The organism is Limnobacter sp. MED105 (assembly GCF_000170915.1).
Lineage (GTDB): Bacteria > Pseudomonadota > Gammaproteobacteria > Burkholderiales > Burkholderiaceae_B > Limnobacter.
In genome coordinates, this window is sequence record NZ_ABCT01000013.1 from 1 (window position 1) to 23,890 (window position 23,890).

Genomic DNA, 23,890 nt, shown 5'->3' on the forward strand with positions numbered 1-23,890 from the left:
TGTTTGACCAAGCCGCCAAAGAAGAGGCCGACCACCTGGCCTGGACCCAAGAGCGACTCGACCAACTGGGTGCTCGCCCCAGCCTGTTAAATCCATTCTGGTATGGGGGCGCATTCGCTTTGGGTTTTGTTGCGGGCACCTTGGGCGACAAGGTTAGCCTCGGATTCATGGCGGAAACAGAGAAGCAGGTTGAAAAGCACCTGAACGACCACTTGGGCAAGCTGCCTGCTGGCGATCAACAGTCCAGGGCGATTCTGGAACAAATGCGCCAAGACGAGATTGAGCACGGACAAACGGCGATCGACCAGGGAGCCAACAACCTGCCCATGCCCGTGAAACTGGCCATGACCGCCATGTCGAAGGTCATGACCACACTTGCACAGAAAATTTAATCTTCAATAATTTCGTGGGTGAACACCAACTCAGCCGTTTTGCCCAGCATGGCAGACGCTGAGCAGTATTTCTCATGAGACAACTTAATGGCTCGGTCGACGAGGTTGGGCTTTAATCCCCGGCCAATCACCTGAAAGTGGAAGTTGATTTTGGTGAAAACCTTCGGGGCTTCTTCAGCACGCTCCGCACTCATTTTGACCTTGCAGTCGCGAATATCCTGACCGCTTTTGCGCAGAATCAACACCACGTCATAGGCCGTACATGCGCCAGTACCTGCCAACACGACCTCCATTGGACGCGGAGCCAGGTTATTACCACCACCGTCTGGGGCACCATCCATACACAACATATGCCCACTGCCTGTTGTGGCCACAAATGACATGCCGGGCAACCCGGACCAGCTAACTTCGGCTTCCATAAAGCTCCTTATTTATGATTAATCACTCATTATGCATTGCACAATATTTACTGAAAAGAAGTTGAAAAACTGCTCTATTTTATAAAAGTGAGTTAACAAATAACCAGTCAGTCACTAGCAATATTTTCAACCAATTGTTTTTATTGGATTTTTTTAATCCACTTTTGAAATATGGAATAAGTTGCTTATTTCGGACAACAAAAACAGACTCTTGCGCCGCAGCAGAAAAATCTCTAGAATTCAAATTGTAGTCACTTGAATGAACCACGAACCAAAAATCGCAGAGCTTCTTTCAAGTGCAAAGTTGTCTCCTCCACCCTCCTCCTTTGGTGGATTAAACCCAAGCACCTCACAGTGCTTGGGTTTTTTTTATGCAACATCCAAAAAAGTTTAACCGAAAGCAAAAAACTTTGCTAAAATCGCGGGTTACCTGTTGGGAGAGCCCCTCGGCTACAGACCTGCATAGTAATTGTGGGCTGTATGTACAAGTGGGGAGACAGGTAAAAAGCACTTTTTTATCTTTAAGGAAAAATCATGAAAACCTACTCAGCGAAACCCGGTGAGGTTAAACAAGAGTGGTTTGTGATCGACGGCACCGACAAGGTGTTGGGACGTGTAGCCAGTGAAGTTGCACGCCGCCTCCGTGGTAAACACAAACCTGAATTCACACCGCACATCGACACAGGCGACTTCATTGTTGTTGTAAATGCCGGTAAATTGCGCGTTACAGGTACAAAAGGCCTGAACAAGAAGTATTTCCGCCACTCTGGTTACCCCGGCGGTATTTACGAAACGAACTTTGACAAGATGCAAGAACGCTTCCCTGGCCGCGCGCTGGAGAAAGCTGTGAAAGGCATGTTGCCAAAAGGTCCTCTGGGCTACGCGATGATCAAGAAATTGAAGATCTACGCTGAAGCAGAGCACCCGCATTCCGCACAACAACCCAAGCCACTTGAAATCTGAGGTGAACCATGATTGGTGAATACAATTACGGAACCGGTCGCCGCAAAAGCTCAGTGGCCCGTGTTTTTATCAAGAAAGGTACTGGCCAGTTCATCGTGAACGGCAAGCCTTTGACTGAATACTTCGCTCGCGAAACAGGCCAGATGGTTGCACGTCAACCTTTGGTACTGACCGAGAACGTAGAAACTTTTGACATCAAGGTAAACGTACGCGGCGGCGGCGAAACTGGCCAGGCTGGCGCAGTCCGTCACGGCTTGACCCGTGCCTTGATCGACTTGGACGCAGAACTGAAGCCAACCCTGTCCAAAGCAGGCTTGGTGACACGTGATGCACGTGAAGTTGAACGTAAGAAAGTGGGTCTGCGTGGCGCCCGTCGCCGCAAGCAGTTCTCCAAGCGATAAACCAGCGCCAAGCTGTCATATCGTTTACACCCAGCAGCCCTCCCAGCTGGGTTACAATCGAAAGCCGCACAAATGTGCGGCTTTTTTTCTTTTCAGCACAAGGATTAGTCATGATCAAGGTAGGCATTGTCGGCGGAACCGGTTACACAGGGTCTGAACTTCTTCGCCTGTTGGCCCTGCACCCGCAGGCAGAACTGAAAGCAATCACATCACGTGGCGAAGTTGGCCAGCCAGTAGCAGACATGTTCCCGGCTCTGCGCAAACGCGTGAATATCGCTTTCACCGAACCTACCTTCGAATCCCTGAAAGAATGCGATGTGGTGTTTTTTGCCACCCCTCATGGTGTGGCCATGGCACAGTCCGCTGAACTGGTGAATGCGGGCATAAGGGTGATTGATTTAGGCGCAGACTTCCGCCTGAAAGACACCGCCGAATTCGAAAAATGGTATGGCATGCCACATTCAGAGCCCGAGCTACTAGGAAATGCCTGCTATGGCTTGGTTGAGTCAGCACGCACCGAACTGAAAAAAGCGAAGTTGGTGGGTTTGGCCGGTTGCTACCCCACGGCTGTGCAATTGGCGCTAAAACCCTTGATCAGCGGTGCAAATCCGTTAATTGACGAGAGCAGCATTGTGGCGGACTGCAAATCGGGGGTCTCCGGCGCGGGTCGCAAGGCGGCAGTCGGCTCCCTGTTTTCGGAAGCGGCCGAGAGTTTCAAAGCCTATGGTGTGAGCGGCCATCGCCACTTGCCAGAAATTGAACAAGGTCTTGAGTTGATCTCGGGGCGCAAAACCCAAATTACCTTCACACCTCACCTGGTACCCATGGTTCGTGGCATTTTGGCGACCACTTATGTCAGGTTGAACGAGCTGGGTAAGAACACCGACATTCAGGCCTTGTATGAACAACACTACGCCAACGAATATTTCGTCGATGTGATGCCCAAAGGTTCACTGCCTGAGACCAAATCTGTGCGGGGCTCCAACTTTGTACGAATTGCACTGCATCGCCCACAGGGCCGCGACACACTGGTGATAGTGTCGGTGATCGACAACCTGGTGAAAGGAGCCGCAGGGCAAGCTGTACAAGCCATGAATGTGATGTTCGACCTGCCGGAGCACATGGGGCTGGAGCAGTTGCCACTGGCACCTTAATTACAAGGATTTTGCGGTTTGAACCCCAAAAAAACTCACCATTCACGCCGAACTCTATTGCCGGGGGTGCAACGCTCATCTCGATTTGCGTTTGCCTATGGCCTGCTGCTTGGCTTGTCAATTCTGGGTGCCTGTGCGGCCTATGCCATGTGGGGCCCTGAAGACAACGCCATTCAAAAGCTGTTTTCCACCCAGGAGATTGAGGTTCTAAACGACCAGTTGACCGAACTTCAAACCAAAACCGTTGAGCTTCAAGATGAAATCTCCCGCACCAATGAATTGGTGAAGCTCGACAAAGAAGCGCGCAGCAAACTTAACCTGCTGATCACCAACCTGGAATCAGAGAATGCAAAACTGAAGGAAGACCTGGCATTTTTCGAAGGATTTATTCCAGGCAGCCTGCAGGGTGCTATTTCATTAAAGCGACTGCAAGTGAACAAAGACACTGTTCCGGATCAATACCGCTACAAAGCACTCGTGATTCAAGGTAGCCAACGCCCCGAAGTGACACTGAATGTGCAGGTTTTGATTAAAGTGTTGAACAAAGGGGAATCCAGTGTCATAGTTTTACCGAACGCTGAATCGTCCGAAGACCCCCAGTTCAAAATCAAACTGACCCGTTTTTCCAGGGTGTCGGGCATGTTTTCCCTTCCCGAGGGCAGCAGGTTGCAAAGCGTCGAAATGAGAATTCTGGAGGCCGGCGCTATTCGCGCTCAGTCCACCATCAAACTTTGAAGGGGTTTTAAACGCATGTTCTCTAAAAAAAATACCAAGCGGCTGCTGCCAATCCAAAGTCTGGTTGGTGTGGACATGATTCTAAGAGGCGACTTGCGCTTCAAAGGCGGCCTGCGCATTGATGGCGAAGTAGACGGTAACGTGATTGCAGACGAAAGCGCACAATCCCTGCTGGTGATTTCAGAAACCGGCAAGGTACGTGGCAGCGTGCGTGTTGGGCATGTTGTGGTCAGCGGCTTGATTGAAGGTCCGATCGAAGCCAACCAGCTTCTGGAGCTACACCCTTCCGCAAATGTCTCGGGTGACGTAAGATATAGGGCATTGGAGATGCATCCAGGTGCGGTCGTAGACGGTACCTTGCACCATGAGAGCGAAGAAGTCGTGCCAGGCAAGCTGGCTTTGGCTTCCAGCAAGTAATTCCAGCAAAAAGGCAGGACAAGATGGACGTAACTACAGAACAACCCAGTGTATTGGTTTTCACTGATTCAGCCGCAGCCAAAGTGCGCGACCTGATCAATGAAGAAGGCAACCCCAACCTGAAACTGCGCGTATTCGTGCAAGGTGGTGGCTGCTCTGGTTTCCAGTACGGTTTCACTTTCGATGAAGATGTAAATGAAGATGACACGGCGCTGGACAAAGGTGGCGTGACTTTGCTGATCGATTCCATGAGCTACCAGTACCTGACTGGTGCCGAAATTGATTACAAAGAAGACATCAACGGTGCGCAGTTTGTGATCAAGAACCCAAACGCGACAACCACTTGCGGTTGTGGCTCATCGTTCTCTGTCTAAAACAGGCACGGTATAAACAAAACCCACCTTCGGGTGGGTTTTTTATTGGCTCAACAATTACACACAATTGTCCCCACTACTTCTTTTTCCCGACTTTGCAATTATCGCGCTGGGCTACTTACTGCGCCGCTTCTGGATGGCACCTGCCGCTTGGGTCACCATAGAGAAACTGGTTTACTTTGTGCTGTTTCCCTGTCTACTTTTTTTCTCAGTAGTCTCAAGCAATTTTGATGTGAACACCGTTGGAGCCTTCGCCTTGGGTGGGCCTGCGGTGATCTTCACGGCATTTGTGCTGGGGTGGCTCGGTTTGCTGGTCAGCAATATGGGACGCGTGGACTTTGCTTCTGGCCTGCAAACCGCTTACCGGTTTAACTCCTACATTGGCCTGGCATTGGCCAGTCGCTTGGGCGGCCAATCGGCTGTTGCCAACATCGCTATTTTGCTGGCGCTGGGAGTGCCGCTGTGCAATGTGTTGGCAGTAGGCACAATGAGCAAAGGCGGCCGATTGGGCGCGTTTGTAGACATTCTGAAAAACCCATTGATTATCGGAACCTGCCTGGGGATTGCAGCGAAGTTGATGGGCGTACAGGTGCCTGAACCAGTCATGCTGACACTGGAACGTTTAGCGCAAGCAGCGGTGTCGCTGGGCCTGCTTGCTGTGGGAGCAGGCTTGGTATTCTCTGGTTTGAAAGGTAATTGGCCAGTGTCAATTTGGTGGTTGTTTGTGAAACTGTTGGTGTCACCTTTGGTGGCTGTTCTGTACGCACACTTCACGGGGCTTGCGCAAGAACAGACCATGGTGCTGCTGGTGTTTTCAGCAATTCCATCTGCGTCGAGTGCCTATATTCTGGCAGCGCGTATGGGCGGAAATGCACCACTTGTGGCGTGCCTTATTTCCATGTCAACGGTGGGAGCCGCTGTAACCTTGCCTTTGGTGTTTGCGATGGCACAGCGTTTTCCCTTGTAATAACGCTCGTTTATTTGGCCCACTCGGCTTGGGTTCCGACCTCTGCGGCTTTGTTAATAGCTCAATCGGCTTGGGTGCCGGTTTAAGCCAACTTGGCAGTGAGCCGTCAAGGCAGCAAAGCCTCAATCTGCTTTTGAATCCAGGGCTTCACCGATTCAAGCCAATTCGCTTGCAATGGGTCAACCACCTCTTTGTTCGCAGTCGAGCGCAGCCAGGTAATTTGCCGCTTGGCCAATTGGCGAGTGGCAGCAACGCCGCGGTCTATCATTTGCTGCCGTGTGCACTGGCCGTGCAAATGTTCCCACACTTGCCGATAGCCCACACAGCGCATGGAAGGCATGCTTTCGTCCAACACGTACTTGTGGCGAAGCTCGATGACCTCCTCAACCAGACCTTGGGCCAGCATGTTCTGAAAACGCGACTCAATTCGCTTGTGTAACACAGCCCGGTCAGAGGGCTCTATGGCCAAGGTAGGAATTTGCAAATCTGCCTGCCGGTCCCGCAAATGAAAATTAGACAGCGGTTGACCGGTAATCTGAAAAACCTCAAGTGCGCGCTGCAACCGCTGGGAGTCATTGGGTTTTAAGCGCTGGGCGGTAACCGGGTCTACCTCGGCCAGCCGGGCGTGAATTGCGGGCCACCCCTGCTCTGCAGCCTGTTGTTCAATGGTTTGGCGAATTTCAGGATTGGCAGCGGGAAGATCGTCCATGCCACTGACCAGCGTTTTGTAGTACATCATGGTGCCCCCCAAAATCACAGGTACTTTGCCTCGCGCCCGGATATCCTCAATCAACCTGTGGCATTGAATCACAAATTCAGCGGCGCTGAACGCGTCGCTGGGTGTGATGATGTCAATCAAATGATGAGGCACCGAAGCGAGTTCTTGAGGGGTTGGCTTGGCAGTGCCGATATTCATGTCCAGAAACACCAGTGCTGAGTCCAGACTAATAATTTCGATGGGGAATCCTTGATCAGCCATCCACAGCCCCAAAGCTGATTTGCCCGAGGCTGTGGGACCAAGCACAGCCAAGGCTGGAATAGAACCGATGCTGGAGTTGACCACCCTGCCCCCTTACTGGCCGCGCAAAAACCATTTGTCCATTTCAGACAAACTGAAATGGCGCCATGTGGGCCTACCGTGATTGCATTGGTCCGACCGCTCTGTACGTTCCATTGAACGCAACAGTGCATTCATTTCCGGCACAGTGAGTTTTCTGTTTGCTCGCACTGCGGTGTGGCAGGCCAACCCAGCGAGCCATTCGTTGCGCTGACGCTCGAGCACATGGGCCACACCGTACTGGTGCAAATCTTCAAGCCACTGTTGAAGCAATGCGGACAGATCTTGCCCTGCCAACATGGTGGGCACGGCACGTACTGCGATTTCCTGGGTGGAAATCAGGCTCAATCGAAAACCCAACTTTTCCCAAAGATGCTGACCGTGGTCTACTTCACTGGCCAGGCGTGGATCGATTTGTACCAACAGGGGTACCAGCAACTCTTGGGATGAAATGGTTTGCTGATTGTCCAGTGCATTCTTGAATTGTTCGTACAGCACCCGCTCATGGGCGGCATGCATGTCAACCACCACCATGCCATCAGGGCGCAAAGCGAGTATGTAAATACCGTGCACCTGCGCAATGGCCTGTCCCAGATATTCTGCTTCATCGGCCGCCTGGCTGGGTTGCGTATTACCCGGCATTTTCGGTTGCGCAGTGATGTTGGCAGGTCGTGGTGCTGACTGTGCCGGCGCCAAAGGTCGGTAGGCTTGAATGTAATCTGCAAGCTCCTCGCGCAGAAAAGGAAGTGCGGCACTTTTTGCCTGAACCTGAATCGCAGGCGAGGAATCACTGGATGCCCGCCATACATTGCCACTTCCACTGGTTGTGGCAGGCGGTGTCGCGATGGCGGGTGCTGAAACACCAACACTTGAGGGGGAATCGCTGAGCGGAACGACGGCTCGGGAAGGCGCCAGGCAGGCCTGAATAGATTGACGTACCCATTGATGTACAGCCCGCGCATTTCTGAACCGCACCTCGGTTTTTGCGGGGTGCACATTCACATCTACCTCGGTGGCCGGCAAATTCAGAAACAACACAAATGCCGGAAACTTGTCGCCATGGAGTACATCTTCGTAGGCGGACCGCACAGCATGGCCGATCAGTTTGTCTTTTACAAAGCGGCCATTGACGTAGAAAAACTGCATGTCGCCTTTGCCGCGAGCGGCATCGGGCAAACCCACAGCACCATGCAATTGCATGTCAGCAGTTTGAACATCAATCGGCTTAGAGGCACCATTGGCCATGGTTTCGAGAATGCTGAACACTCGAGCGCTCCAGCTACTTTCCTGAAAACGGCTTTGTAATTTGCCATCACGATACACCAGCCAAGTAACCGAAGGGTTGGCCAAAGCCATGCGTTTGACCACATCCAGACACTGAAAAAACTCAGTTTGCTCGGTTTTCAGAAATTTTCGACGTGCTGGTGTGCTGAAGTAAAGCGATTGCACATCCACTGTAGTACCCGGGCTTGCTGGTGAAGGCTCTACAAGCCACCGCCCGCTCTGATTGCTGATGCTGTATGCGCTTTCCTGACCTTTGGGGTAACTGCTCAGCGTAAATTGACTGACTGAAGCGATGGAGGCCAAGGCCTCACCGCGAAAGCCCAGACTCAGCACACTTTCAAGCTCGCTGAGCGATTGAATTTTTGAGGTGGCGTGGCGTGTAACTGCCAACTCGAGTTCGTCTTTGGGTATGCCTTTGCCGTTGTCTTGAATACAAATTCGTTGAATACCGCCGCCATCAATTCGTACCGTAATTTCAGACGCGCCGGCGTCCAAAGCGTTTTCAAGCAGTTCTTTGACAACCGAAGCAGGACGATCAACCACTTCACCAGCGGCAATTTGGCTGATCAACACATCGGGCAACAGGGATATCGGGCGGTGGCTCATCCGCCCATTATAAGTGGCAGCACACCCGGTTTAAGTCAGAGGAGTGCGGGCAACAGGGGGGTTCTTGGCAAAGTAATTGGCAATACCTTTGGCAATTGCTTCCGCCAGTTCTTGCTGATGGGCCGGATTGGCCAGTTTTTTCTCCTCATCCGGATTACTGATGAAGGCGGTTTCGATCAGAATGGATGGAATATCGGGCGCTTTCAGCACGGCGAAACCAGCCTGCTCTACACGCGGCTTGTGCAGGCGGTTTACCTTGCCCAAATTGCCGAGTACCGCGTCGCCCAGCTTCAAGCTGTCGTTGATTTGGGCAGTGGTGGATAAATCGAGCAGAACACGGGCCAGTTGCGAATCGGTGCCTTTAATGTTCACACCACCGATCAAATCAGAGGCATTTTCCTTGTTGGCAATCCATTTTGCTGCAGTGCTTGAGGCACCACGCTCGGACAAAACATAGACCGACGATCCGCCCGCGGTGGGTCGAATAAAGGCATCCGCATGCACAGACACAAACAGATCGGCATTTACACTTCTCGCCTTCTGAACCCGGGTATTCAAGGGTACAAAAAAGTCGCCATTGCGGGTCAACATGGCCCGCATGCCGGGCATTTTGTCGATTTCTGCCTTTAGTTTTTTACTAATCGCCAACACCACATTTTTTTCATAGGTGCCACCTTTGCCCACGGCGCCTGGGTCTTCACCGCCATGGCCCGGGTCAATTGCAACCGTGATGATTCGCCGCAGTTCTGGTACTGACTTCTTTTCAACTGGTGCATTCGGCTGAGCCTTGGCCATTTCTGTTTTGCCGGTGCCTTTTTCTGGCGCCACACCTTCCAGCTTTAAAGTACCGTTGGTTTCTGACTCGGCCAAACGCAGAGCACGGGAAATTTCGTCCTCCCGCATGGCGGGATCTTCAGCCTTTTGCAGCAGAGCCAGCAAGGGATCAGCCGGATTCTTGGGGTAAAAATCAACGACAAATCGATTCTTGTACTCGGCAATTGGATCAATCGTGAAAATCTCGGGCTTGACTTCAGCCTTTAGATCGAACACCAACCGCACAGTATTCGCATCGTATTGCCCAACACGAATTTGTTGAACGTAGGGATCGTCCGGATGCAGGCGGCTGGTCAGGTCTTTGAGCGTGTTGTCGAGTCGCATGTCAAGCAAATCGATGACCATGCGCCAAGGATTTTCAATCAGGAAGTGTTTGTACTTGATGGCCCCGGCGTGCTCAAGCGTAACCCGGGTGTATTCATCAGCAGGCCACAGGCGCACATCGACAAACTTCACCTGGTCAGCCGCAAAAGCACCCACCGGGATCAGTTTCAGAAGCATTCCTGCTCCAACGGTTTTCAACAAATCGCGACGCGAATTCATAGGCTATTGTTGTTCGTTCAGTTTTTCTACCAAATGCTGCCCGCTTACCGACAGGGCTTTCACCTCGATGCCTCGCCCAGTTGTTTCATGGCTCGGCAGCTGGTGATAACTCAGATGAATTTCGAGATCAGCGGGTGGAAGCAGGCCGCCCGCTTTTTCTGGCCATTCGACCAAGCAAATGGCAGTTTCCTCAAAATAATCACGAAATCCAGATTCCTCCCATTCATTCTGATCGAAGAATCGATAAAAATCAAAGTGATACACAGAATAATTCGAGAAATTGTAAGGTTCTACCAACGCATAGCTTGGACTTTTAACTGCACCCTGCACGCCCAAAGCCCGCAAAAACGCGCGCACCAATGCTGTTTTACCTGCGCCCAAAGGGCCGGAAAGGTAGATGCGAAGCGGTGCTTGCGCAAGTTTGGCCAGCTTTTCCCCTACACTGTGGGTTGCGGCGTCATCGGGTAAATGGCAGGTATAAGTTTTCATGCAGGCTCATCAAGAACAAGAGAACTGGGCATTGTTACAACGTGTGGCCAAAGCGCAGGGGTTGGGCTGCATGGGTGTCAGCGACACCCACTTGCAAGCCTGTGAACCACATTTGCAAGCTTGGCTTAATCAGGGCATGCACGGCGAGATGGCCTACATGGAGCGCCACGGACTGAAACGCCTGAATACAGACACCCTGTTTCCCGGTGCGATTCGAATCGTATCACTGCGCGTGCCGTACGTGCCTGAAACAACGCTGAACCAGCCCGATGCGGCGACATTCACCGAGAAAACCCTGAGTGAAATCGAGGCCCGTGACACACCGTATGTCAGTTTGTATGCCCGGGGACGCGATTACCACAAAGTGATACGCCAGCGCCTCAAACGATTTGCAGATGCAGTGAATTCAGAGGTGGCCGGATTCGGATTTCGTGTAGCAGTGGACAGTGCTCCCACAGCCGAAGTGGAGATTGCCCGCAAGGCGGGTTTGGGCTGGCGTGGTAAACACACCTTGTTGATTCATCCCGATGAGGGTTCGCTGTTTTTTCTGGGTGAAGTGTTTACGAACATGCCCCTGCCCCTGAGCGGCGAATTTGGAAAAAATCACTGCGGTACCTGCAACAGTTGCATGACAGCCTGCCCCACCCAGGCCATTGTGAAACCCTATCAAGTTGATGCACGGCTGTGCATCTCGTACCTGACCATTGAACACGACAGCGAGATACCCCTGGAACTGCGCCCGCTCGTGGGCACCCGAATTTATGGTTGTGACGACTGCCAATTGGCATGCCCATGGAACAAGTTCGCCAAGCCTGCGCAGTATGCCGACTTCAACCCACGCGCCGAGTTTGAAAAACCCGACTGGTTTGCCATGATGCGCTGGACCGAAGAGGAGTTTCTAAAGTTAACCGAAGGCAGCGCCATCCGCCGGATTGGCTACAAGCGGTTTAGAAGAAATTTGGCAGTGGCTGCGGGTAATAGCGTTGAAGTGATGGGCATTCGAGAAGCGCTTCTCGGCATGCGGAAAACAGCCGATGCATTCCTGATGGAGCACATCGACTGGGCTTTATCCCGACTTGATTAATCTCAAAAAGTCAGTGCGCTGGCCTAACAATGGTATGCGCTTCACCTTCTACACGCGGCCGAACCACACCCACCTGGTAAACCTTCTCGCCCGCTGCGCTTAACAAATCCATGGCAGCCTTGGCCTGTTCAGCGGGCAAAACCACAATCATGCCGATACCGCAGTTGAACACGCGATTCATTTCATCAAACGGCACCTGACCGTTTTCCTGTAGCCATTTGAACAGTTCTGTTTCTGGCCATGTGCCACGGTTCAGTTCGGCCACCAGGTTATCGGGCAACACACGTGGAATATTTTCAACCAAGCCACCGCCCGTGATGTGTGCCAAGGCGTGCACGGGGACCTTCTTGATTAGTTCCAAAACTGGCTTCACGTACATGCGCGTGGGTGCCATGATGGCTTCACGCAGGGGCATACCATCGCAAAGCTGATTCAAGTCCGGCTGGGCACGTTCCAGAATTTTTCGCACCAGTGAAAATCCGTTGGAGTGAATACCGTTTGAAGCCAGACCCAAAATGACGTCGCCGGCCTTCACTTTGCTGGCATCCAGAATTTCAGACTTTTCAACAATACCCACGGCGAAACCAGCCAGATCGTATTCGCCATCGGGGTACATGCCGGGCATTTCGGCGGTTTCACCACCGATCAGCGCGCAACCGGCCTGTTCGCAACCGTATGCAATGCCGCCCACCACACTCGCTGCTGTTTTTACGTCGAGTTTGCCGCAGGCAAAGTAATCAAGAAAATAAAGGGGCTCGGCACCTTGGACCAAGATGTCGTTGGCACTCATGGCCACCAGGTCAATACCCACTGTGTTGTGAATGTTCCACTCAAAGGCAAGGCGCAACTTGGTACCTACGCCGTCGGTGCCTGAAACCAGCACGGGCTCTTTGTAGCCTTTAGGCACTTCGAACATGGCACCAAAACCACCAATACCAGCCAGCACGCCTGGGCGCATGGTGCGTTTGGCCAAGGGTTTGATTGCGTCAACCAGATCATCACCGGCTTGCATGTCAACGCCGGCGTCTTTGTAGGTCAAGGGAGAATTCATTAAAATTCGGTCCGAAAAATTGTGGAGCTGGGTTGCTTGCTTCAGGTTTGTGGCCGCAAGCGCGAGTCGATGTATTTTAACCGAGACGGGGCGTAAAAAGTGTTATTCGAGGGTATTATTGGGGGCTGCTCGATTCCCCCCGCTTTGGCAATGCCCATGCAACAGTTGCTTCTCGATGTGTTCACGCCCCCCAGGCCGACACTGTCCAACTTTCTGATTGGACAGAATGGGCAGCTTGTGCATGAATTGCGGGAACTGATTAACATGAAGGGAACCAGTCCGTTCGTTTACATCTACGGACCTTCAGGTTGCGGCAAAAGTCATTTGTTGCGGGGCGTGGCCAGCCAATTGGGCGTGAATGTGCTGGAAGGTGGTAATCGTTTTGTTTTCAGGCCCACTGAACAAGCCTTGGTCATTGACAACATCGACCGCCTGACCCCGTATTCGCAAGTGCAATTGTTCAATGCTTTCAATTCAAGCATGGCCGAGAACAAACCCGGTAAAATTGTGTTGGCGGGTGAGCTCCCTACCATCGAGCTGAAGTTGCGAGACGATTTGCGCACACGCATCGAAGCTGGTTTGTGTCTGCGCGTACAACCCTTGAGCGATCAGGAAAAACATGAAGCACTGCAAGCCACGGCTCAATCGCGAGGTTTGCAACTGAGCGAGGAAGTGATTGAGTACGCACTTCGCTATTTTCAGCGTGACATGGGTTCGCTAATGGCGGTGATGGACGGGCTGGATCGCTTTTCCCTTGAACAACAAAAACCAGTGAGCGTGAATTTACTGCGCCATTGGATGAAACGACGAGAAAGTCTGGTAATTCGAGAATATGAAACTCGCACTGTTTGACCTGGACAACACCCTGTTGCCCATTGACTCCGACCATGGATGGTCGCAATTCCTGATCAACAAAGGCGTTTTGGACCGGGCCGAGTTTGAAGCGAGAAACGATCAGTTTTTTGCAGACTACAAGGCTGGCACGCTGAACATCGACGAGTTTCTGGATTTTCAGTTGCGCCCGCTGCGCGACAACAAACGGACACAACTGGCAATTTGGCACAATCAGTTCATGGCGGAGGTGATTCGACCCAACATGAAACCAAGCGCCATTGAGCTGGTAAAACATCATCAGGCCGACAATGCAGTGTGCGTTATCATTACTGCCACCAACAGCTTTATTACCCAACCCATTGCACAGGCGTTTGGTATTGAGGCCCTGATTGCAACCGAACCTGAACTGGTCAATGGCGAATACACGGGCAAGGTCACTGGTGTGCCCAGTTTCAGGGAAGGCAAGGTGACCAGGCTAAACGACTGGCTAGCGGCGAAAAACTGGACTCTGAGCAGTTTCGAGAGCAGTCACTTTTACAGCGACTCCATCAACGACCTGCCTCTTCTGGAATGCGTCAGCCACCCGGTTGCCGCAAACCCCGACCACAAACTGGCTGAAATTGCACAAACACGCGGCTGGCCCGTACTTGAGTTGTTCAAATGATCAAGAAACTGTTTAAACGGATGTTTTCCAAGCCGGCTACGCTAGGGCGTGAAACCCCGGGACCAGCAGCCCACTTGAACATGGGAACACCCAAGAAAGTGAAAGCCAGCTACGGCGTACACAAACCCAAAGTATGGGGTGTGGCCGAGCATAAAATTGATCGCCGCCTGGTTAGCCACAATGCGATCCGCGTGTGCGAAACCTTGCAAAGCAAGGGTTACAAAGCCTTTGTTGTAGGTGGCGCTGTGCGTGATCTGCTTTTGGGCATGCGCCCAAAAGACTTCGACGTGGCCACTGACGCAAGCCCTGAACAAACCCAACGGCTGTTTCGCCGCGCACGGGTTATTGGCAGGCGATTTCAAATTGTGCATGTGATGTTTGGCCCTGAAACCATCGAAACGTCGACCTTCCGAGCCTTGGCCAGTGCCAGCAACGAAAAAGATGAACATGGCAGGGTGCTGCGCGACAATGAATTCGGGCGGCAAGACGAAGATGCGTCGCGACGGGACTTTACCGTGAACGCCATGTACTACGACCCCAGCACAGAAACCGTATGGGACTACCACCACGGCATGGAAGACCTGCGTTCGCGGGTGCTGCGTATGATTGGGGAGCCCAGCCTGCGCTACCGCGAAGACCCCGTGCGTATGCTGCGTGTAGTGCGTTTTGCGGCGAAACTCAATTTCGAAATTGAACCCGCCACCTACGCGCCGATTGCGGAGTTGTCTGACTTGCTGCGCAATGTACCCGCCTCGCGCCTTTTTGATGAAATGCTGAAACTGCTGATGAGCGGCTCTGCCATGGCCTGCCTGAAAGGTTTGAGGAAGGCGGGTTTGCATCACGGTGTATTTCCCCTGCTCGATGCAATTCTGGAACATGAACGGGGTGAACCCTTCCTGACGGAGGCTTTGGCCCGTACCGACAAACGTGTCAAAGAAGGCAAGCCACTTAGCCCCGGTTTTCTGTTTGCCTGCCTGTTGTGGCATTTGGTGCTGGAAAACTGGGAGAAAAAACTTGAACAGGGGGAACTGAAATTCCCGGCCCTTTTCGCTGCGATGGACGATGTACTGGCCGAACAAGCCGAGCGCACCGCCATTCCACGCCGACTGACCGGTGACATGCGTGAAATTTGGGCATTTCAGCCACGTTTCGAAAAACGCGCAGGCAAAGCGCCATTCCGCATGCTAGAGCAGCAAAAATTTCGGGCATCGCTGGACTTCTATGAATTGCGTGCAATGGTGGGCGACATAGACGCAGATGTTGAACTGGCTGAATGGTGGCGGGAGTTCAGCGATGGCGATGTGAATAACCGCCAGAATATGCTGGACGCGCTGCGTGGAACACCCGCGGGTACTGATGGAGCAACCAAGAAAAAACGACGTCGCAGAAAACCCAAATCAGGCACAAGTGCACAAGGTGCAAGCCCTGCGGGACAGGAGCAACAAGGCGAGTGAGCGCCGAGGTGAGTCTTCAATTGAACCTTACGCTGAGCCACACCCTGTGCTACCTGGGTTTGGGTGGCAACTTGGGGCATCCCATGGCCTTGTTCGATGAAGTAATTGACTATTTCCGAGCCCATTCTTGCGCCAAGGCAGTGCGGGAATCTCTGCGTTTTGAGAGCGCCCCGGTGGATGCCACAGGCCCGAACTACGTGAACTCCGTGCTGGAATTGATGTGGCAAGGCAATGCCGAACAACTATTACATACATGTATGGCCATTGAGTCACAATTGGGGCGAGTTCGTACCACGCGCAATGCCCCACGCCCCATCGACGTGGATGTGCTCTTGTTTGGTCAGCAAACCGTTAATACCTCACAACTTACAGTGCCCCACCCCCGCATGCACTTGCGGCGTTTTGTGCTGGATCCGTTGCTGCAGTTAAACCCGGAAATCGAGATTCCCGGCCTGGGCCCGGCGAAAAATCATTTGCCGGGCACGCTGGATCAGATCGTCAAGGCAATTTGAACTTTTTTTCCAATACCAGCTTCACCCCTGCGCTACACTGAGGCCGCGCGCAAGCCACCCACCGGAGAGTAAAACTTGTTGTCAGAAAAGTATCGCCACATCGTGATTGAAGGCCCAATTGGCGTGGGGAAAACCTCGCTGGCCCGACTGATCGCCCAGCGATTTCAGGCAGAGCTGTTGCTCGAGAAGCCTGAAGACAATCCGTTTCTTGAGAAGTTTTATCAAGAACCTGCACGTTATGCACTGCCCACCCAATTATTTTTTTTGTTTCAGCGCATTGGGCAACTGAGGGACTTAACCCAGCGGGACTTTTTCGAAAACATGGTGGTCAGTGACTTTCTGCTGGAAAAAGACCGAATGTTTGCCAGCCTGACGCTGGACGAAGAAGAACTGAAGCTTTACCAGCAAATTTACCAGCACCAAAGCCCTCAAACCAGCGTGCCTGATTTGGTCATTTACCTGCAAGCCTCGCCACAGGCACTGATTGAACGGGTGCAAAAACGCGCAACGCCCTATGAGGTGAACATTACCGAGGCGTACCTGTCTCAGTTAAGCGATGCGTATAGCCGGTTTTTTTACCACTACGACGACGCACCCTTGTTGATTGTGAACACCGAGCATTTAAACCCGGTTGACCATTCCGAAGACTTTGATTTGTTGCTGAATCAGATTGACGGAATGAAAGGTCGACGCGAGTTTTTCAATTGGTCTGAGTAACACACACCCTACACGAGAGCACACCATGAGCGCACAACCCCAAGCCGCTGCCAGCAGCACACGCAAGGCTGTTACCTTGCCCGCTCTGCTTGAGATGAAAAAAAATCAGGAAAAAATTGCCATGTTGACCTGCTACGACGCTTGCTTTGCCAGCGTACTCGATGCAAGTGGCGTGGATATTCTGCTGATTGGCGACTCGTTGGGCATGGTACTGGCCGGAATGCCCAGTACCCTGCCTGTGACCATGGAAATGATGGAATACCACACACGCTGTGTAGCCGCTGGCAACAAGAATGCATTTGTGGTGGCCGACATGCCCTTTGGCAGCTACCAGGAAAGCGCAGAGCAGGCCTACCGCAATGCCGCGAAGCTGATGGCAGCGGGCGCGAATATGGTGAAACTGGAGGGCACGGCATGGTTGGCCCCAACGGTTGAATACTTGACCACAAGAGACATTCCTGTGTGTGCACACCTGGGGTTGACACCGCAATCGGTCAGTGCGCTGGGGGGTTATCGCGTGCAGGGCCGTGACGCAAAAGCCGCAAAGACACTGAAAACCAACGCCAAGGCAATGCAAGAAGCTGGCGCACAAATGGTGCTGTTTGAACTGATTCCGGGCAAACTTGCAGCGGACATTTCGAAAAGCCTGACTGTGCCAACCATCGGCATTGGTGCCGGGGTTGATTGTGACGGACAAGTTTTGGTGCTACACGACATGTTGAATGTTTTTCCGGGCAAAAAACCGAAGTTTGTGCGTAATTTCATGGATAATCAGCCCTCGATTCAAGCTGCCGTGCAGGCCTATGTGTCTGCAGTGAAAGACAAAACCTTTCCCACAGCAGAACACACATTCTGAGTATTTGATGAGACAGATTTCTTCAATTTCCGAGCTGCGCGATCAACTGCGTGGTCAAAACCGGGTGGCTTTTGTGCCCACCATGGGCAATTTGCACGAGGGCCACATGTCCCTGATGCGCATTGCCGCCAAACACGGTGACCCCGTGGTAGCGAGCGTGTTTGTCAATCGTTTGCAGTTTGGCCCGAATGAAGATTTCGACAAATACCCGCGCACCATGCAAGAGGACGCAGAAAAACTGGAAAGAGAACAGGTGTATGTGATGTTCGCACCCACCGAGCGTGACCTGTACCCCGAACCCCAGGATTACCGCGTAAAACCGCCCGATGATCTGGGCGGCACGCTGGAAGGGGAATTTCGCCCAGGCTTTTTTGAAGGTGTCAGCACTGTAGTCACCAAGCTGTTTAATTGCGTACAACCCAAAGTGGCGGTATTTGGCAAGAAGGACTACCAGCAACTGATGATTATTCGGCGCTTGGTCGCCCAACTGGCCATGCCCATTGAAATTATTGCGGCCCCAACCGTGCGGGCCGAGGACGGCTTGGCGCTTTCGTCACGCAACCGTTACCTGAACGAGCAAGACCGTGCCGAAGCACCGTTTTTGTATCAACTTTTGAATGATCTCTCGAATCAGGTAAAATCGGGTCGCCCGAATTTGGACCAGTTGATACAATTGGAGCGCAATTGCGCCGACATGCTGGCAAGCCGTGGCTGGAAGCCCGATTATTTTGAGGTACGCAGGCAATCAGACCTGCAGCGCCCCACCGATGAAAACCTGTCCGATCAAACGCCGCTGGTTATTCTTGCAGCGGCCAAGCTGGGTCAAACCCGCCTGATCGACAATCTGGAGATTGACTAATGCATCGTGAGATGTTGCTCGGAAAAATTCACCGAGCCAAAGTAACCCACTGCGAACTGCACTACGAAGGTTCTTGCGCGATTGATGAAAATCTTCTCGAAGCGTCGGGCATTATTGAATTTCAGCGCATCGACATTTACGTGATCGACAATGGCGAGCGTTTTTCAACTTATGCCATCAAGGGTGAGCGCGGAAGCGGCATGATTTCACTGAATGGTGCGGCTGCACGCCGTGCTCAAAAGGGTGACTTGGTGATTATTGCGGCCTATGGCACGCTGGATGACCAAGAATGCAAAACATTCCAGCCCAAGCTGGTGTTTGTGGACGACAACAATGTGATTGCCGAGCAGCGCGGGCACATTCCAACCCAACAAATGTAATTAAGCCAAGCCAGCGTTTAACCCAGGCAGGCAAATCAGGCGGAAGCGCGTTTCAAGCGGTCGTTGACCGCTTCCCATTCCTGATTTTGCCCTGGCCTTTCGAACAACAATTGTTTGCAGGCCAATTCGTCAGCCTGTCTCAATGTCGCGTACAGTGCTTTGGCTACCTCTGCTGGTTTGTCACTCAAAGCTTCAACCAACACTTCCCCGAACTTTTCTCGCAGTGCGTCGGCTTGCGCCAGGAATTCATCGGTCCAGCCCACACACAAGGTTTTATTCTGCAACTGCAGAGCAGCCAATTCACTGGCCTGCAATACCCAAACTTTGGCATCCGGGCTGTAGTGCTTTTCAAGCGCCCCTGAAACCCGTGGGTTGGCATGTGGGGTTTTCGAAACCTCAACATGACTTTTCACGGGCACGCCCAACACTGCCTCTATTTGTGCAGCTGTAATGGCACCCGGCCGAAGTATGGCGGGTTGCTCTTCAAGCAATGAGACGATGGTGGATTCAATGCCCACTTCGGGCACATCGCCATCAAGAATGAACGGAATTCGATCGCCAAGCTCGGCAAGTACATGGCTTGCGCGTGTGGGGCTGACTTTGCCAAACCGGTTGGCGGAAGGCGCAGCCACTGGCACCCCAGTGGCCTTTAACAGCTTGATTGCAACCGGGTGGGAGGGGCAACGAATACCCACAGAATTCTGCCCGCCAGTCACTTCAAATGGCATGCGCTCACCTTTGGGGACCACCAAGGTAAGTGGACCAGGCCAAAAGGCATTCATCAACTTTTGCATGGTGGGGGTAAGCTCAGCCACCCAGCCGACCAAATTTGCGCCGGGAGCCACATGGGCTATCAGCGGGTGTTCAGTAGGCCGGCCCTTGGCTTTGAATATACCTTGAATGGCATCAAGCCTGGAAACGGCGGCGCCCAAGCCAAACACGGTCTCTGTTGGAAAAGCGACTAATTGTCCGTTCTGAAGTGCTTGGGCACAACGCTGAATATTCGCATCACTGGCGGCCAACAGTTCGGCATGCATGTGAGGCATGCCGGAATCAGTCGTCGTCATCGCCAATGCCCAGAATATCCCGAACTTCTTGGGCAACCGCCAGGGCACGGTCAAGGGTTTCGGCGATCACCGTGATGTGGCCCATCTTGCGCCCAACCCTAGCCTGCTCTTTGCCATACAGGTGAAGTTTCACCTCGGGAATAGCCAATACTTTTTCCCAGGCAGGTTCGCGCGTGCTGCCGTCTTCGCCGTACCAAAGGTCACCCAACAAATTCACCATCACAGCCGGGCTGTGCTGGCGAGTGTCGCCCAAGGGCAAACCGGCAAGCACACGGGCCTGTTGTTCGAATTGACAGGTGACACAGGCATCGATGGAGTAATGACCACTGTTGTGGGGGCGCGGTGCAATTTCATTGACCACCAGGCCCAGATCATCGACAACAAAAAACTCGACACACAGCACCCCCACGTAATCAAGGGCGCCGGCGATGGAAATGGCGTTGGCGCGGGCTTGAGCAGCCATGGCATCATCAATGCGGGCAGGCACAATGGTGGTGGCCAGAATACCTTTGCGGTGGTGATTTTCAGCCACAGGAAAGGTGGCACATTCACCTTTGTGGTCACGCGCCACAATTACCGACATTTCCTTTTGCAGGTTGAGACGCTTTTCAAGCACACATTCCACTTCATTCAGATCGGCGAACGCCTTGCGTACCTCATCCAGCGTTTTCACACGAACCTGGCCCTTGCCGTCATAACCCAAACGGGCTGTTTTTACGATACCTGGCAGCAAATGCTCAAGATCATAGGTGATGTCAGTTGTGCTGCGTAGGGCCGCATGAGGTGCAACAGGCACGCCACAACCTGTGATGTAGGCTTTTTCTTCAATGCGGTTTTGCGCCACACCCACCGAGAAGGCCGACGGGCTGACTGGAATGCTTTTGGAAAGTGTATCCAGCGCCAAAGCAGGTACGTTTTCGAATTCGGTGGTGACACCCACGCAACGTTGGGCCAGGCGCGCCAGGCCTTGATCGTCCATGTAATCGGCAAGCACCTGGTCGTCAGCGACTGAACCGGCAGGGCCGTTGGCGACCGGGTCGAGCACCAGCACTCGATAACCCATGCTTTGTGCGGCCATGCAGAACATGCGGCCCAATTGGCCACCGCCCAACAGACCCAGCCACTGGCCGGGTTTGGCTGTTTTGAATTCGATCTTGCTCATGTGTTTGGCTTAAAAATCAACGCAAAGGGGGCAGTTCCATTTCACGGGCCACATTGGACTGGCTCACGCGAAAATCCTGCAATTTCTGGTTTAGTTCAGTGTTGGTCAAGGCCAGAATGGCAACGGCACCCAGAGCGGCATTGGCTGCACCCGCCTCGCCAATGGCAAAGGTGTGCACCGGAATTCCCTTGGGCATTTGAACAATGGACAACAGGGAATCTTCTCCGCGCAGGTACTTGGAAGGTACAGGTACGCCCATGACCGGAACAATGGTTTTCGCTGCCAGCATGCCGGGCAGATGCGCCGCACCGCCTGCACCGGCAATGATCACCTGAATGCCACGGGTGGCCGCAGTTTCTGCGTAGGCAAACATTTCATCAGGCATTCGGTGCGCGGAAACCACACGGGCTTCATAGTCCACGCCAAAGTCGCGCAATACCTGCACGGCGTTTTTCATCACTTCCCAATCGGAAGACGAACCCATGACCACGCCCACTTTGGGATGGTCAGAGGTGTGCAGGTGTGTGGCTTCGTTCATGTGCTTATCCAATCCAAAGGCGGCCAGTCAAAATTTCATAGGCTTGACGATATTTGGCCGCTGTTTTGTCGATGATGTCTTGTGGCAGTGTAGGCGCTGGTGCCTTTTTGTTCCAGCCCGGTACGCTTTCCAGATAATCGCGTACAAACTGTTTGTCGTAAGAAGGTGGGGAAATGCCCACCTGGTACTGATCTGCAGGCCAAAAACGGGAGGAATCGGCAGTCAACACCTCATCCATCAAGGTCAAGGTGCCGTTTTCATCCAGCCCGAACTCAAACTTGGTGTCTGCAATAATAATGCCCTGGCGCGCCGCGTAGTCACTGGCCTTGGTGTATAAAGCAATGGACACATCGCGAATTTGCTTGGCGAGGTCACTGCCAACCACGTCGCTCATGGTGTCGAAATCAATATTCTCATCGTGCTCACCCATTGCTGCTTTGGTGGCTGGCGTGAAAATAGGCTCGTTCAATTTGGCAGCCATTTGCATGCCTGGGGGCAATTTGATGCCGCACACTGCGCCAGTGGCCTGGTAGTCTTTCCAGCCAGAACCGATCAGGTAACCACGCACCACTGCTTCGATAGGCAGGGCCTTCAGCTTTTTAACCACCATGGAGCGGCCCTTGATCTGCGGCGCTTCTTCGGCAGACACCACAGTTTCAGGGGAAATTCCAGTCAGGTGATTGGGTACCACGTCGGCCAGAATATCGAACCAGAACTGGGCCATTTGGGTCAGCACCATGCCCTTCTCGGGAATGGGTTGATCCAGAATGACATCGAAAGCAGACAGGCGGTCGCTGGCCACAATCAACATTTTGTCGTCGCCAACAGAAAAATTTTCCCTTACCTTTCCACGGTGCAACAAAGGCAGGGAAGTCAGCTTGGTTTCAAACACAGTACTCATTCAAATGGCCTCGTGGGATTCAGGCTTTAAAAATAAAACACGCGGGGCACAGCCCGCGTGAGCTTCTACAGGCGCTATTTCTCGCTTACTGAACGATCTGTGCGAGTTCGCCCTTGGCATATTTCTGTGCAATTTCGCTCATGGGAATTGGCTTGATCTTTGCCCCCTGCCCTTCACAACCAAACTCCATGTAACGCTGTTTGCAAATTTGCTTGGCAGCTTCACGCGCAGGCTTAAGCCACTCACGGGCATCGAATTTATCAGGATTCTCGAACAGGAACTTGCGAACCGCACCAGTCATGGCCAGGCGAATGTCGGTGTCAATGTTGATTTTGCGCACGCCATACTTGATAGCTTCCTGAATTTCTTCCACGGGCACGCCGTAGGTTTCTTTCATTTTGCCGCCGTACTGGTTGATGATGGCCAGCAATTCTGCGGGCACGGACGATGAGCCGTGCATCACCAAATGCGTATTGGGAATTCGAGCATGAATTTCTTTGACACGCGAAATGGCAAGAATATCGCCGGTGGGCTTGCGGCTGAATTTGTAAGCGCCGTGGCTGGTACCGATGGCGATTGCCAGCGCATCCAGTTGAGTGCCTTTCACAAACACTGCTGCCTCTTCAGGGTCGGTCAGCATCTGGCTGTGGTCCAGCTTCACATCCGCACCAATGCCATCCTCTTCACCGGCTTCACCAGTTTCCAGATTACCCAAGCACCCAAGTTCACCTTCAACAGTCACGCCCACTTTGTGCGCCATTTCTACAACTTTGCGGGTTACTTCAAGGTTGTAATCAAATGAGGCTGGCGTTTTTCCATCTTCCATCAGCGAGCCGTCCATCATGACGGAGCCAAAACCCAGATCGATAGCACCCTGACACACCTTGGGGCTGGTACCGTGATCCTGATGCATGACCAAGGGAATATGCGGAAAGGCTTCCACAGCCGCTTGAATGAGGTGCTTGATGAATGGCTCGCCTGCGTACTTGCGGGCACCCGCGCTGGCTTGAAGAATAACAGGCGCACCCACTTCATCAGCGGCGGCCATAACAGCCTGAACCTGTTCCAGATTGTTCACGTTGAAGGCGGGGATGCCATAGCCGTTTTCAGCGGCATGGTCCAGCAGTTGGCGCATGGATACGAGAGGCATTTCAAAGTCTCCGAAAAATAAAATTA

28 protein-coding genes are annotated in these 23,890 nt (G+C 52.7%); 17 read left to right on the forward strand and 11 right to left on the reverse strand.

What is annotated here, in order from left to right:
- Nucleotides 1-392: 2-polyprenyl-3-methyl-6-methoxy-1,4-benzoquinone monooxygenase (coq7, locus tag LMED105_RS11645; protein ID WP_008251457.1), on the forward strand; the 392-nt coding region annotated here is incomplete at its 5' end.
- On the opposite strand, the gene LMED105_RS11650 is transcribed toward coq7, so the two are convergent.
- Entirely contained in the window at nucleotides 389-811 is a 423-nt protein-coding gene (locus LMED105_RS11650; protein ID WP_008251459.1) for an OsmC family protein, read from the reverse strand. The genes coq7 and LMED105_RS11650 overlap by 4 nt on opposite strands.
- Nucleotides 812-1,345: 534 nt before the next feature.
- On the opposite strand from LMED105_RS11650, the gene rplM reads away from it, so the two are divergent.
- From rplM to LMED105_RS11685, 7 genes are all read left to right on the forward strand, one after another.
- The gene (gene rplM / locus LMED105_RS11655) at nucleotides 1,346-1,774 is read left to right on the forward strand and encodes a 50S ribosomal protein L13 (protein WP_008251461.1); all 429 of its coding nucleotides are present in this window, start codon (nucleotides 1,346-1,348) and stop codon (nucleotides 1,772-1,774) included.
- Nucleotides 1,775-1,782: 8 nt separating this feature from the next.
- A complete protein-coding gene (gene rpsI / locus LMED105_RS11660; RefSeq protein ID WP_008251463.1) occupies nucleotides 1,783-2,175 on the forward strand; it encodes a 30S ribosomal protein S9 in 393 nt (130 codons plus the stop codon).
- Between the two features lie 110 nt (nucleotides 2,176-2,285).
- A complete protein-coding gene (argC, locus tag LMED105_RS11665; RefSeq protein WP_008251465.1) occupies nucleotides 2,286-3,329 on the forward strand; it encodes an N-acetyl-gamma-glutamyl-phosphate reductase in 1,044 nt (347 codons plus the stop codon).
- A gap of 18 nt (nucleotides 3,330-3,347) precedes the next feature.
- Nucleotides 3,348-4,064, forward strand: a complete 717-nt coding sequence (locus LMED105_RS11670; RefSeq protein WP_156799674.1) for a DUF6776 family protein — start codon at nucleotides 3,348-3,350, stop codon at nucleotides 4,062-4,064.
- A 15-nt stretch (nucleotides 4,065-4,079) separates the two neighbouring features.
- Nucleotides 4,080-4,481: a polymer-forming cytoskeletal protein gene (locus tag LMED105_RS11675; protein WP_008251469.1), complete on the forward strand. Its 402-nt coding sequence runs from the start codon at nucleotides 4,080-4,082 to the stop codon at nucleotides 4,479-4,481.
- Between the two features lie 23 nt (nucleotides 4,482-4,504).
- Complete coding sequence (erpA, locus tag LMED105_RS11680) at nucleotides 4,505-4,855, forward strand: iron-sulfur cluster insertion protein ErpA (protein ID WP_008251471.1); 351 nt, start codon at nucleotides 4,505-4,507, stop codon at nucleotides 4,853-4,855.
- Between the two features lie 232 nt (nucleotides 4,856-5,087).
- Nucleotides 5,088-5,822 carry an AEC family transporter gene (locus LMED105_RS11685; RefSeq protein ID WP_198006850.1) on the forward strand — a complete coding sequence of 245 codons (735 nt, stop codon included), beginning with the start codon at nucleotides 5,088-5,090 and terminating at the stop codon, nucleotides 5,820-5,822.
- A gap of 106 nt (nucleotides 5,823-5,928) precedes the next feature.
- Here the strand turns inward: LMED105_RS11685 and miaA are convergent, their stop codons facing one another.
- From miaA to tsaE, 4 genes are read right to left on the reverse strand one after another with little or no spacing between them, the layout of a single operon-like run.
- A complete protein-coding gene (gene miaA, locus LMED105_RS11690; RefSeq protein WP_008251476.1) occupies nucleotides 5,929-6,885 on the reverse strand; it encodes a tRNA (adenosine(37)-N6)-dimethylallyltransferase MiaA in 957 nt (318 codons plus the stop codon).
- A gap of 9 nt (nucleotides 6,886-6,894) precedes the next feature.
- Nucleotides 6,895-8,769 carry a DNA mismatch repair endonuclease MutL gene (gene mutL, locus LMED105_RS11695; RefSeq protein WP_008251501.1) on the reverse strand — a complete coding sequence of 625 codons (1,875 nt, stop codon included), beginning with the start codon at nucleotides 8,767-8,769 and terminating at the stop codon, nucleotides 6,895-6,897.
- 30 nt (nucleotides 8,770-8,799) lie between these two features.
- Nucleotides 8,800-10,104, reverse strand: a complete 1,305-nt coding sequence (locus LMED105_RS11700; protein ID WP_291746725.1) for an N-acetylmuramoyl-L-alanine amidase — start codon at nucleotides 10,102-10,104, stop codon at nucleotides 8,800-8,802.
- A gap of 45 nt (nucleotides 10,105-10,149) precedes the next feature.
- Nucleotides 10,150-10,635 (reverse strand): tRNA (adenosine(37)-N6)-threonylcarbamoyltransferase complex ATPase subunit type 1 TsaE, encoded by a 486-nt coding sequence (gene tsaE / locus LMED105_RS11705; protein WP_008251503.1) that lies wholly within the window; start codon nucleotides 10,633-10,635, stop codon nucleotides 10,150-10,152.
- Here tsaE and queG point away from each other — a divergent pair.
- The gene (gene queG, locus LMED105_RS11710; RefSeq protein WP_008251504.1) at nucleotides 10,634-11,719 is read left to right on the forward strand and encodes a tRNA epoxyqueuosine(34) reductase QueG; all 1,086 of its coding nucleotides are present in this window, start codon (nucleotides 10,634-10,636) and stop codon (nucleotides 11,717-11,719) included. The two genes, tsaE and queG, sit on opposite strands and share 2 nt — an antisense overlap.
- A 10-nt stretch (nucleotides 11,720-11,729) precedes the next feature.
- Here the strand turns inward: queG and purM are convergent, their stop codons facing one another.
- Entirely contained in the window at nucleotides 11,730-12,770 is a 1,041-nt protein-coding gene (purM, locus tag LMED105_RS11715; RefSeq protein ID WP_008251505.1) for a phosphoribosylformylglycinamidine cyclo-ligase, read from the reverse strand.
- 156 nt (nucleotides 12,771-12,926) lie between these two features.
- On the opposite strand from purM, the gene LMED105_RS11720 reads away from it, so the two are divergent.
- The 8 genes from LMED105_RS11720 to panD all read left to right on the forward strand — a co-directional run bounded on the left by LMED105_RS11720 (nucleotide 12,927) and on the right by panD (nucleotide 19,046).
- Complete coding sequence (locus tag LMED105_RS11720) at nucleotides 12,927-13,622, forward strand: DnaA ATPase domain-containing protein (RefSeq protein ID WP_040513356.1); 696 nt, start codon at nucleotides 12,927-12,929, stop codon at nucleotides 13,620-13,622.
- The gene (locus LMED105_RS11725) at nucleotides 13,603-14,268 is read left to right on the forward strand and encodes an HAD family phosphatase (protein WP_008251507.1); all 666 of its coding nucleotides are present in this window, start codon (nucleotides 13,603-13,605) and stop codon (nucleotides 14,266-14,268) included. The genes LMED105_RS11720 and LMED105_RS11725 overlap by 20 nt, the downstream gene beginning before the upstream one ends.
- The gene (gene pcnB, locus LMED105_RS11730) at nucleotides 14,265-15,722 is read left to right on the forward strand and encodes a polynucleotide adenylyltransferase PcnB (RefSeq protein WP_008251509.1); all 1,458 of its coding nucleotides are present in this window, start codon (nucleotides 14,265-14,267) and stop codon (nucleotides 15,720-15,722) included. Before LMED105_RS11725 ends, pcnB begins: the two co-directional genes overlap by 4 nt.
- The gene (folK, locus tag LMED105_RS11735) at nucleotides 15,719-16,234 is read left to right on the forward strand and encodes a 2-amino-4-hydroxy-6-hydroxymethyldihydropteridine diphosphokinase (protein WP_008251511.1); all 516 of its coding nucleotides are present in this window, start codon (nucleotides 15,719-15,721) and stop codon (nucleotides 16,232-16,234) included. The genes pcnB and folK overlap by 4 nt, the downstream gene beginning before the upstream one ends.
- A 75-nt stretch (nucleotides 16,235-16,309) precedes the next feature.
- Nucleotides 16,310-16,951 carry a deoxynucleoside kinase gene (locus LMED105_RS11740; protein WP_040513349.1) on the forward strand — a complete coding sequence of 214 codons (642 nt, stop codon included), beginning with the start codon at nucleotides 16,310-16,312 and terminating at the stop codon, nucleotides 16,949-16,951.
- A 25-nt stretch (nucleotides 16,952-16,976) separates the two neighbouring features.
- Nucleotides 16,977-17,807, forward strand: a complete 831-nt coding sequence (panB, locus tag LMED105_RS11745) for a 3-methyl-2-oxobutanoate hydroxymethyltransferase (protein WP_008251513.1) — start codon at nucleotides 16,977-16,979, stop codon at nucleotides 17,805-17,807.
- Nucleotides 17,808-17,814: 7 nt separating this feature from the next.
- Complete coding sequence (panC, locus tag LMED105_RS11750) at nucleotides 17,815-18,666, forward strand: pantoate--beta-alanine ligase (protein WP_008251514.1); 852 nt, start codon at nucleotides 17,815-17,817, stop codon at nucleotides 18,664-18,666.
- Nucleotides 18,666-19,046, forward strand: a complete 381-nt coding sequence (gene panD / locus LMED105_RS11755; protein WP_008251515.1) for an aspartate 1-decarboxylase — start codon at nucleotides 18,666-18,668, stop codon at nucleotides 19,044-19,046. The genes panC and panD overlap by 1 nt, the downstream gene beginning before the upstream one ends.
- A 35-nt stretch (nucleotides 19,047-19,081) precedes the next feature.
- Here the strand turns inward: panD and LMED105_RS11760 are convergent, their stop codons facing one another.
- The 5 genes from LMED105_RS11760 to fba all read right to left on the reverse strand — a co-directional run bounded on the left by LMED105_RS11760 (nucleotide 19,082) and on the right by fba (nucleotide 23,864).
- The gene (locus LMED105_RS11760) at nucleotides 19,082-20,113 is read right to left on the reverse strand and encodes an L-threonylcarbamoyladenylate synthase (RefSeq protein WP_083797184.1); all 1,032 of its coding nucleotides are present in this window, start codon (nucleotides 20,111-20,113) and stop codon (nucleotides 19,082-19,084) included.
- Entirely contained in the window at nucleotides 20,100-21,275 is a 1,176-nt protein-coding gene (locus tag LMED105_RS11765; protein WP_008251517.1) for a 5-(carboxyamino)imidazole ribonucleotide synthase, read from the reverse strand. The genes LMED105_RS11760 and LMED105_RS11765 overlap by 14 nt, the downstream gene beginning before the upstream one ends.
- A gap of 16 nt (nucleotides 21,276-21,291) precedes the next feature.
- Entirely contained in the window at nucleotides 21,292-21,813 is a 522-nt protein-coding gene (gene purE, locus LMED105_RS11770; RefSeq protein ID WP_008251518.1) for a 5-(carboxyamino)imidazole ribonucleotide mutase, read from the reverse strand.
- A 4-nt stretch (nucleotides 21,814-21,817) separates the two neighbouring features.
- The gene (locus tag LMED105_RS11775) at nucleotides 21,818-22,714 is read right to left on the reverse strand and encodes a phosphoribosylaminoimidazolesuccinocarboxamide synthase (protein ID WP_008251519.1); all 897 of its coding nucleotides are present in this window, start codon (nucleotides 22,712-22,714) and stop codon (nucleotides 21,818-21,820) included.
- 85 nt (nucleotides 22,715-22,799) lie between these two features.
- Nucleotides 22,800-23,864 carry a class II fructose-bisphosphate aldolase gene (gene fba, locus LMED105_RS11780; RefSeq protein ID WP_008251521.1) on the reverse strand — a complete coding sequence of 355 codons (1,065 nt, stop codon included), beginning with the start codon at nucleotides 23,862-23,864 and terminating at the stop codon, nucleotides 22,800-22,802.
- Nucleotides 23,865-23,890 lie beyond the last annotated feature (26 nt).